The organism is Lysinibacillus sp. (genome assembly GCF_032093475.1).
Lineage (GTDB): Bacteria > Bacillota > Bacilli > Bacillales_A > Planococcaceae > Lysinibacillus > Lysinibacillus irui.
Genome location: NZ_DAMDAY010000156.1, coordinates 1 through 8,495 on the forward strand (window position 1 = coordinate 1; position 8,495 = coordinate 8,495).

Annotated in this window: 6 protein-coding genes and 2 riboswitches; all 6 genes read right to left on the reverse strand. The window is 36.8% G+C overall.

Annotation, left to right across the window (positions count from 1 at the left end):
* Positions 1-407: 407 nt before the first annotated feature.
* Positions 408-1,709: an NCS2 family permease gene (locus RT445_RS21640; protein WP_274794603.1), complete on the reverse strand. Its 1,302-nt coding sequence runs from the start codon at positions 1,707-1,709 to the stop codon at positions 408-410.
* A 130-nt stretch (positions 1,710-1,839) separates the two neighbouring features.
* A riboswitch (purine riboswitch) is annotated at positions 1,840-1,941 on the reverse strand.
* Positions 1,942-2,157: 216 nt separating this feature from the next.
* Positions 2,158-2,826, reverse strand: coding sequence for an MOSC domain-containing protein (locus RT445_RS21645; protein ID WP_312507179.1), 669 nt, complete (start codon positions 2,824-2,826; stop codon positions 2,158-2,160).
* Between the two features lie 177 nt (positions 2,827-3,003).
* The gene (gene guaA, locus RT445_RS21650) at positions 3,004-4,557 is read right to left on the reverse strand and encodes a glutamine-hydrolyzing GMP synthase (protein WP_274794605.1); all 1,554 of its coding nucleotides are present in this window, start codon (positions 4,555-4,557) and stop codon (positions 3,004-3,006) included.
* Positions 4,558-4,713: 156 nt separating this feature from the next.
* Positions 4,714-4,815, reverse strand: a riboswitch (purine riboswitch).
* A gap of 32 nt (positions 4,816-4,847) precedes the next feature.
* Positions 4,848-7,031 (reverse strand): DUF4129 domain-containing transglutaminase family protein, encoded by a 2,184-nt coding sequence (locus RT445_RS21655; RefSeq protein ID WP_313471536.1) that lies wholly within the window; start codon positions 7,029-7,031, stop codon positions 4,848-4,850.
* Positions 7,028-8,209, reverse strand: coding sequence for a DUF58 domain-containing protein (locus tag RT445_RS21660; protein ID WP_312507156.1), 1,182 nt, complete (start codon positions 8,207-8,209; stop codon positions 7,028-7,030). Before RT445_RS21660 ends, RT445_RS21655 begins: the two co-directional genes overlap by 4 nt.
* Positions 8,206-8,495, reverse strand: a 290-nt coding sequence (locus RT445_RS21665) for an AAA family ATPase (protein WP_396631819.1), incomplete at its 5' end; no start/stop codon positions are given. The genes RT445_RS21660 and RT445_RS21665, both read right to left, overlap by 4 nt.

The window sequence follows — 8,495 nt, forward strand, 5'->3', positions numbered from 1 at the left end:
TTACTTAAAACTTTATTGATTACGTTTTGCTTGTTCAGTTTTCAAGGTTCATTTAGTAGTTACAAGAAGTAACTTTTTATACTTTAACATAATGCCGACTTACTGTCAACTATTAATGTTATTATTTTTTATGTTGTTCGTTTGTTTCGTAACAACGTGTTTAAATATATCATCTTAAAATTGAGTTTGCAAGTGTTTCTTCAAAGTAAAACTATTCATATAATTTAAAAATGAGTTTCTTCTATATTAATGTATAAAATCCATTACTTGATATATTTAGAGAAACACTATGTGTGATTACCTTAATCAAACAAAAAATTACTTACATAAAGAACAACCCGTAAAAAAACACCTTCAACAGTTAGTATCTTACCTAACCATTGAGGTGCCTTTAAAAGTGTGTTTAACTATCTTACCCAGATGAAGTATGCAAGGAAGACGAAGAATAAGCCATACATCATAGGGTGAATTTCCTTTTTACGACCTGCTAATAGCATTGTAATTGGATAGAAGACGAAGCCAATTGCAATACCCGTAGCAATTGAATAACCTAGTGGCATCATTAATACTGTAAAGAATGCAGGTACTGCTATTTCGAATTTATCCCAATCAATTAAACGTAATGATGATACCATTAATACACCTACAATTACTAGAGCAGGAGCAGTAACAGCGGGCGTTACCACCGCTAGTAATGGCGAGAAGAATAAAGCTACTAAGAATAATACCGCTGTTACGACTGCAGAGAAACCTGAGCGAGCACCCGCAGCAACACCAGAAGTCGATTCTACATAAGCTGTTGTTGTTGATGTACCAAATAAAGATCCAATTGTCGTTGCAAGTGCATCAGCCATCAATGCGCGGCCTGCACGTGGTAATTTATTATCTTTTACTAAGCCTGCCTGTGTTGCTACAGCCATTAAAGTACCAGCTGTATCAAAGAAATCAACAAACAAGAATGTTAACACTACTACTAAAAACTTCACGTTAAATAGGGTTTCAATGTCACCAAGGGGTTTTAACGCAACCATAAATGTAGAATCCACACTTGGAATTGCAGAAACAATCGCTGCTGGCGGTTCAATAATACCTGTAATCATTCCAACAACTGCAGTGATTACCATCCCTAAGAAAATACCGATACTGCGTAATTTAATAATAAGAATAACAGAAAGAATAATTCCGAATACTGCTAGTAATGTTGCACCAGTAAACGTTCCTAAAGTAACTAATGTAGCTGGACTATCTACAACAATCCCTGCACCTTGTAAACCTACGAACGTGATAAATAAACCAATACCTGCTGATACTGCATATTTAAGTTGTACTGGAATTGCATTAATAACTGTTTCACGAATTCCTGTTAAAGACAAAATGATAAAGATAATTCCAGAGAAGAAAACTCCAGTTAAACCAGTTTGCCATGGAATGCCATATGCGCCTACTACGGTAAAGGCGAAGAATGCATTTAGGCCCATACCAGGAGCAAGTGAGATTGGGAACTTAGCGAAAATCCCCATAATCAAAGAACCAACTGCTGCTGCTAACGCTGTAGCTACAAAAACTGCACCTTTATCCATCCCTGCATTTTCTAAAATACCTGGGTTAACAGCTAGAATATATGCCATTGCAAGGAAAGTTGTAATACCACCTATTATTTCGCGGCGATAATTAGTTCCCAATTCATCGAACATGAAATATTTTTTCATTTTCAAAAAATCCTCCGTGTGGTCGTCTTCAATATCGAAAACAAAAAAGACACGCTGACTACTCTACTAGTCGCATGTCTACGATAATTTCATCACAAATAGTGTGTGAAATAAATTAGGGTTTATACATCTTTATATAAACTCCAATCGTAGTCAAGTTATTTACGGTAACTTGGTAGAAACTCACGGGCCTTATTCCCGACATTATACGACGACTTATTTAATTTACATTCGTAATATATCATTTCATTTTTTAGATTTCAACCCCATTTCCGAACATTTTCATAAAATAAAATACGAAAGTTCGTGTAAAATTCTTATTTAATGTTCACATTCTAAAAAATCATCGCCAGAAAAGCAAAAGTACTGAACAATTATTAACCGATAGAAAGTAAAAAATCCCCCAGAATTCTTTCGAATTTTAGAGGATGCCCATCTTATGTCTGTCCTAATTCAACACTTTACTCTGCAAGAGCTGAATTCTTTTTTCTAATTTTTCTTTCCAATCTTCCGCTAATGCATCTACTGCTTGTATTTGTTGCATAGCAATAGCATCTTTGTTTTTAAAATATACTTCATTGCAATACAAAACGGATATACGTGCAGGGTGCTTTTCTACTAATTCAACTTTTGAGTCTGCACAGATTGTTCCTTCTTCTAGTACGCGCGCAAGGAAGCCTGTATAGCCTGTCTCAATTAAACGTTTAAGTAATATGTTGGCCTCAGTATATCGATCAATCGTGCTACATGGAATACGCCCTTGTGTAATTTGGATGACAGCATCCCCAATTTTATAAATATCACCAATACAAACTTCTGCTTCCAACATATTCGTTACAGTTAAGTTTTCACCAAATGCAGCAGTAGGCAATGTTTTACCAAGTTCCTGTTCCCACTGTATGTAATGCTCCGCTGGGTATAAACAAACAGCACGATCAGGGCCACCATGATGTTTTTTATCTGCCACATCATCCCCCTCGAAACCAAGAGATGATAAATAAACTTCTTGTACTCGTTGCTTTTCAATCCCTGTAATCATCGAACGCCCTTTACTATCAAGTAATTCTTTCGGCATTCCAACTGCAAGTGTGTGAATCATCGGCATCTTTTGCTTCATTTAAATCACCCCTAATCTAAATAGTATCATTTCTTCCATTCATTTAGTTTACTACATACAGCGCTTTATCAGCAATTATTGCTTTATTTTACACTTTGAAGTTTTTGACTGAAGTTTCACTTTATAAACGAAAAAAACCCTAAAAACCTTTTATCAAGGTCTTTAGGGCATTTGTTTCTATTCCCACTCAATCGTTGCAGGTGGCTTAGATGTAATGTCATACACTACACGGTTAACATGTTTTACTTCGTTTACTAGGCGAACTGAGATTTTCTCTAGCACATCCCATGGAATACGTGCCCAGTCAGAAGTCATACCGTCGATAGATGTAACGGCACGGATACCGATTGCATAGTCATACGTACGAGCATCGCCCATTACGCCAACTGAACGGATATCAGGTAATACCGTGAAGTATTGCCAGATGTCACGATCAAGACCAGCATTTGCAATCTCTTCACGTAGGATATAATCAGATTCGCGAACGATTTCTAATTTTTCTTCTGTTACTTCTCCAAGTACACGGATACCTAATCCAGGACCTGGGAATGGTTGACGCCAAACGATTTTTTCGTCAAGACCAAGTTCTAAACCTAGCGCACGTACTTCATCTTTAAATAAAGTTTTCAGTGGCTCGATTAATTGGAATTGCATATCTTCTGGAAGACCACCAACGTTATGGTGTGATTTGATTGTTTGTGCAGTAGAAGTACCAGATTCAATAATATCCGTGTAAAGAGTTCCTTGTGCTAAGAAATCCATACCTTCAAGTTTTGATGCTTCTTCATCAAATACATAAATGAATTCATTACCGATAATTTTACGTTTTTTCTCAGGATCAGAAACACCAGCAAGTTTGTCCATGAAACGTTTACGTGCATCAATTTTAATAACATTCATGTCGAAGTCTTCTGTGAATGTTTTCATTACCTGTTCAACTTCACCTTTACGGTTTAAGTTATGGTCTACAAACATACATGTTAATTGATCGCCGATTGCTTTATGGATTAACACTGCCACAACTGAAGAGTCTACTCCACCAGAAAGTGCACATAATACTTTTTTATCGCCAACTGTTTCGCGAATTTTAGCGATTTCAATCTCAATGAAGTTTGCCATTGACCAATCGCCTTTTGCTTCACAAATATCGAATACGAATTGTCGTAATAAGTCATTACCATAAACAGAGTGACGTACTTCTGGATGGAATTGTACAGCATATAATTTACGTTCTACATTTGCCATTGCAGCAATTGGGCAAGATGCGCTTGTTGCGATAACTTCAAATCCAGCTGGAACTTCAGTTACATGGTCCCCATGACTCATCCATACGATTTGTTCAGCAGGTAACTCACCAAATAACTTGTTTGAAGTCGTTACTTGAATTTCAGCTTTACCATATTCACGCGTTTCAGCACCTTCAACTTTACCACCGTTTGTATGCGCCATTAGTTGCATACCGTAGCAAATACCTAAGATAGGTAAGCCTAAATCGAAAATAGCTGGATCCACATGGAAAGCATTCTCATCATAAACAGAGTTAGGGCCACCAGAAAAAATAATACCCGTTGCATTCATATCTTTAATTTCTTCCGCAGTTACCGTATGTGGATGTAATTCACTGAAAACACCAAATTCACGGATACGACGCGTAATTAATTGGTTAAATTGGCTACCGAAGTCCAGTACAACGATTTTTTCTTGCTCTTTTAATAAAGGGCTAGCTGTCAAAATTTCCACCTCTTCTACTATTTTTAAAGGATATTTTCATTTGTTCAAAGAAAAACGCGAAGAAAGTAAAATAACTTTCTACGCGTTCAAAAGCTCTAGAATCGTGATAAAGGCGAATGCGTAGCAAAGTAAAGTGATTTACTATACTTTTCACCTAACGAAAACATCCGCCTTCATAGAGAAATCATTTATGGTGATTTCGTAGAAACATCCGAACCCTATTATCGAACTTATATGAAAGCAATCCTTGCATTTAATTTTTTTCATTTTACTCTTTGTCTACGTTAAAATCAACTGATAGTGCGATTGATTAAATATTCCCAACTTTCTTTCAGCTTTATAAAATCAACGTCTTCTTTATCTTTCCCATAAACATGTTGCTCATATACTACTGTTAACTTTTGCATTTCATCTGTCTCAAGTGCTAAATCCACACGCTCTGCGAAAGCACGTAATGTTTCCCCATCTCTCCTGCGCAAGCCAATACGAGATAATTGCTTTAATAACACATGATAAGAAGAATCAAAGTTTGACCAATCAGCTGCCTTTTTGCGATATGACCTTACATGCATTTTCGGGATCCACGTTTTCCTTTTCAAATATAAGGAAATACCAGTAATGATTAATAAAACAATGATGCCAATCCACACATAAGTATACTTTTTCAACCACGTCCACACAGCATCTAAGCTAAATGTTGCCGGAGACTGTACCTTTTCAGTTACCTCTTTTTGCTGTTTCTTCTGCTCAGGTTTTTGTTCTGGCTGTATTACTTCTTCCTGGTCAGATGTATCTAATGGCACATCATAATCTATGTTCACATTACCGGAAAATCCGATGGTAGGTTCAAATTCCATCCAACCAGCCCCTGGTATATATGCTTCAACCCAAGAGTGTGCATTGTCATTTGTGACTTGATATTCACGTAGTCCGTCTGTCATTGGTCCTGCTGTTCCAGGCGCAAAACCTTTAACCCATCTTGCCGGAATTCCTACAGAACGTAAGAGCACAACCATTGAAGTAGAGAAATTATCACAATACCCTACTTTTGTATCAAATAAAAATTGATCGACATAATCTTGATTTTCAGCAGGAATTGCAGCTTCCTTTTTATCATATCTAAAGCCATTTGTTCTAAAGTAACTTTCTACAGCTTTAATTTGATCGTATACCGAAGCTTTACCTTGCGTTATTTCAGACGCCAAGTCTCTTACACGCTGCGGAAGCTGATTTGGTAATTGTAAAAAACGATTAAACGAAGAATCTAATGTTTCAAGTGTAGACGGATAGGACAATTGGAGCTGTTCCATACTATAAACTGGTTCACTATAAGATAATGAGTAGTTTGATAATGATTTTGATTCATCTACCTGCTGCTCTATCATCATCTTTTCAGTCTGCTCATCTTGAATAAATAACGTGGAGCCTTGTGCTGAAACAGATATCAAACCATATGTTTGAATTAAAAACGGCATTGGAATAGCAATATCTAGTTGGATGTGGCGTTCATTTTCAGATGGTCCTACTTGTAAAGAGGTTAAAATCGGTGTATCTGTCTCATAGACATTTTTCCCAAAGTTCCCCTCTGAAACAACCCAGCCTTTAGATGTATAGGTATCTTTCGTTTCGATGCGCCAATAATGACGATCACGAGAAGAGGCAGTAAAAATTAATGTATTATCTCCTTGAAAGGGACCACCCAACTGACTATCGTCTTGGCTATAACCAACTGATTTTTCACCAGCTCCATTTCCATCTTGTCCAGTAACTCCCTGGATAAATGGAACAGGATCTGCCCATGTTGGTCCAGTCTTTGGTAAAAAGAATGCAACAGAACTAACAAGTAATACTGACACAAGCATAGGAATAACAATTTTCCACTTCTCTATTGCAGTACTTGTTGTTTCCATTTGAAGCCATAGACGTTTAACAAAAAGTACACCTGTCATGATTAATCCAAGAACAACAACTTTTACAATTGCAGCTTTACCATCGTAGTCACTAAACGTATCTAAAGTGGCAATAAAGAATACTGTCATGGCAAAAAAGTAAAATATATTTTTTCGTACTGATACCCAATGGTGAATTAAATATACGAGCATCCAGATTAAAACAAGAAAGAGCACTGTCCTAAAAGCATCTGAAACTTGTCCAAAATCTCCTGATAGTATCGTTGCCATATTCCCTTTCCATTCAGACAATAAGAATGGTACAGTTTCTCGAGAAAGAACAGGACTTTTGCTATAAACAAAAACGATAAACCAAGTTATATAGCTAAACTTTACGAATCCCGATAACAACGGATGTACACGGAGTAAACTTAGCGCTAAGGACATCCCAATAAAAACAAGGAAGAGATTCATTCCACCAGTATTAGTTAATTGCATAATAGGAATGAGCCATTCTCGTAAAATGAAGAATACAATTATATACGCAATGGCCAATTCTATAAATTCCCCTAACGATTGCTTCACGGTTTTATCACCTCCGTGAATAAATGATAAAAATCTGTTGGGTCTACAAAGACAACTTGAATATGTTTATAACGCATCGTGTGCTCTGATTGCACAGGCGGCTGTTTTGCCACTACAAAACAAATACAGCTTTTTACTATATTCGCAAGAGTATGTAGCAACTCGTCAGAGACATCACTTGTCACATAAAGCAATGTTGCTACTTGCTTAAAGGCTTGTTGATCATAGAATCGGAATTTAACATTCTCAGCAGGTTTGATAGCAGCTAAATGATACATGACCTGATCTAACTGCTTTTCACCCTGTATAACCGGAAAAACTTTCGTCATTTCCCCAGCTGTAATAAAAGATAAATCACCACGCTCTTGTATAATCAGCTGGAGCATCGATGCAACTAATTCCACTTTTTCTTCAAACATTGAAGACCTTTTAGCGTCAAGCACTAACATTAACTCAGATGATTGCCGATCCTCGAATTCCTTAGATTGTAAGGTTTGTGTTCTCGCAAACGATTTCCAATGAATCCATGAAAATCGATCACCCGGAACATACTCTCTTAACCCAACAGCCATAGAAGTGTCCTTTACAATGGAATAAGGAGACATCATTGGACCAACATCATATTTCGTCTGAAGTGCTGCGTATTTCATCTCTCGTATTCTCGGATAAACTAAAATAGTTTGTTCCTTTTCCGCTACGACAACTTTTTTTGCCCAGCCAAAGAAATCATAGAAGATAACTGTAACTCCTAAGTAGCGATGCTCTCCACGAGGAACATTATCCAAATCATAATGCCAGCTAAACTTTTTTCTAAATCCAACAAACTTAATGGCATTTGAATTTTCTTTTTTAGCTTGTACCAACCCTTCACTATCGACAAGTTCCTCCATCATAATATAAGCAAAAGGGAAACTTGTTTTTCGTTCTATCGTAATATGCACCTTTGCTGATTGCCCACGTTCTATATGCGCTGGTTCAATTTTGCGTTCTACTAATAGAATATCTTCTCGAACAACAAAGAACATGAGTGCGTACACTAAAAATGGACTAACTGTAAAAAAAACAAACCAGCTAACAAATCCACCTTGGAACATAGCATAACAAAATGTTACGACCATCAAGAAAGTAATTAATAGGAAATGTTTACTTTTTTCTAATAAAGCTTTCCATCGCTTCATTGTTCTGCAAACCTTTTTGTTGGCACTGGTGTTTTAGCAATAATACGCTGGATAATTTCATCTGCTGTCACATTATCGTAGCGAGCATCTGGCTTTAGAACTAAACGATGGCTGAAAACAAACGGCACTAGGTATTGAACATCGTCAGGAGTAACATAGCTTCTTCCTTTCATAAATGCGTAAGCTTGAGAAGCTTTCATTAGCGCGATTGTTGCCCGTGGGCTCACCCCTAAATGTACATAGTTATTTTCCCTAGTTTGGGTAGCAAGTTCCACCATATAATTTT

Bases quoted from the DNA above. Each gene is read 5' to 3' on its own strand.
- RT445_RS21640 (WP_274794603.1), bottom strand. From the start codon at position 1,709: ATGAAAAAATATTTCATGTTCGATGAATTGGGAACTAATTATCGCCGC.
- RT445_RS21645 (WP_312507179.1), bottom strand. From the start codon at position 2,826: ATGAAGCAAAAGATGCCGATGATTCACACACTTGCAGTTGGAATGCCG.
- RT445_RS21660 (WP_312507156.1), bottom strand. From the start codon at position 8,209: ATGAAGCGATGGAAAGCTTTATTAGAAAAAAGTAAACATTTCCTATTA.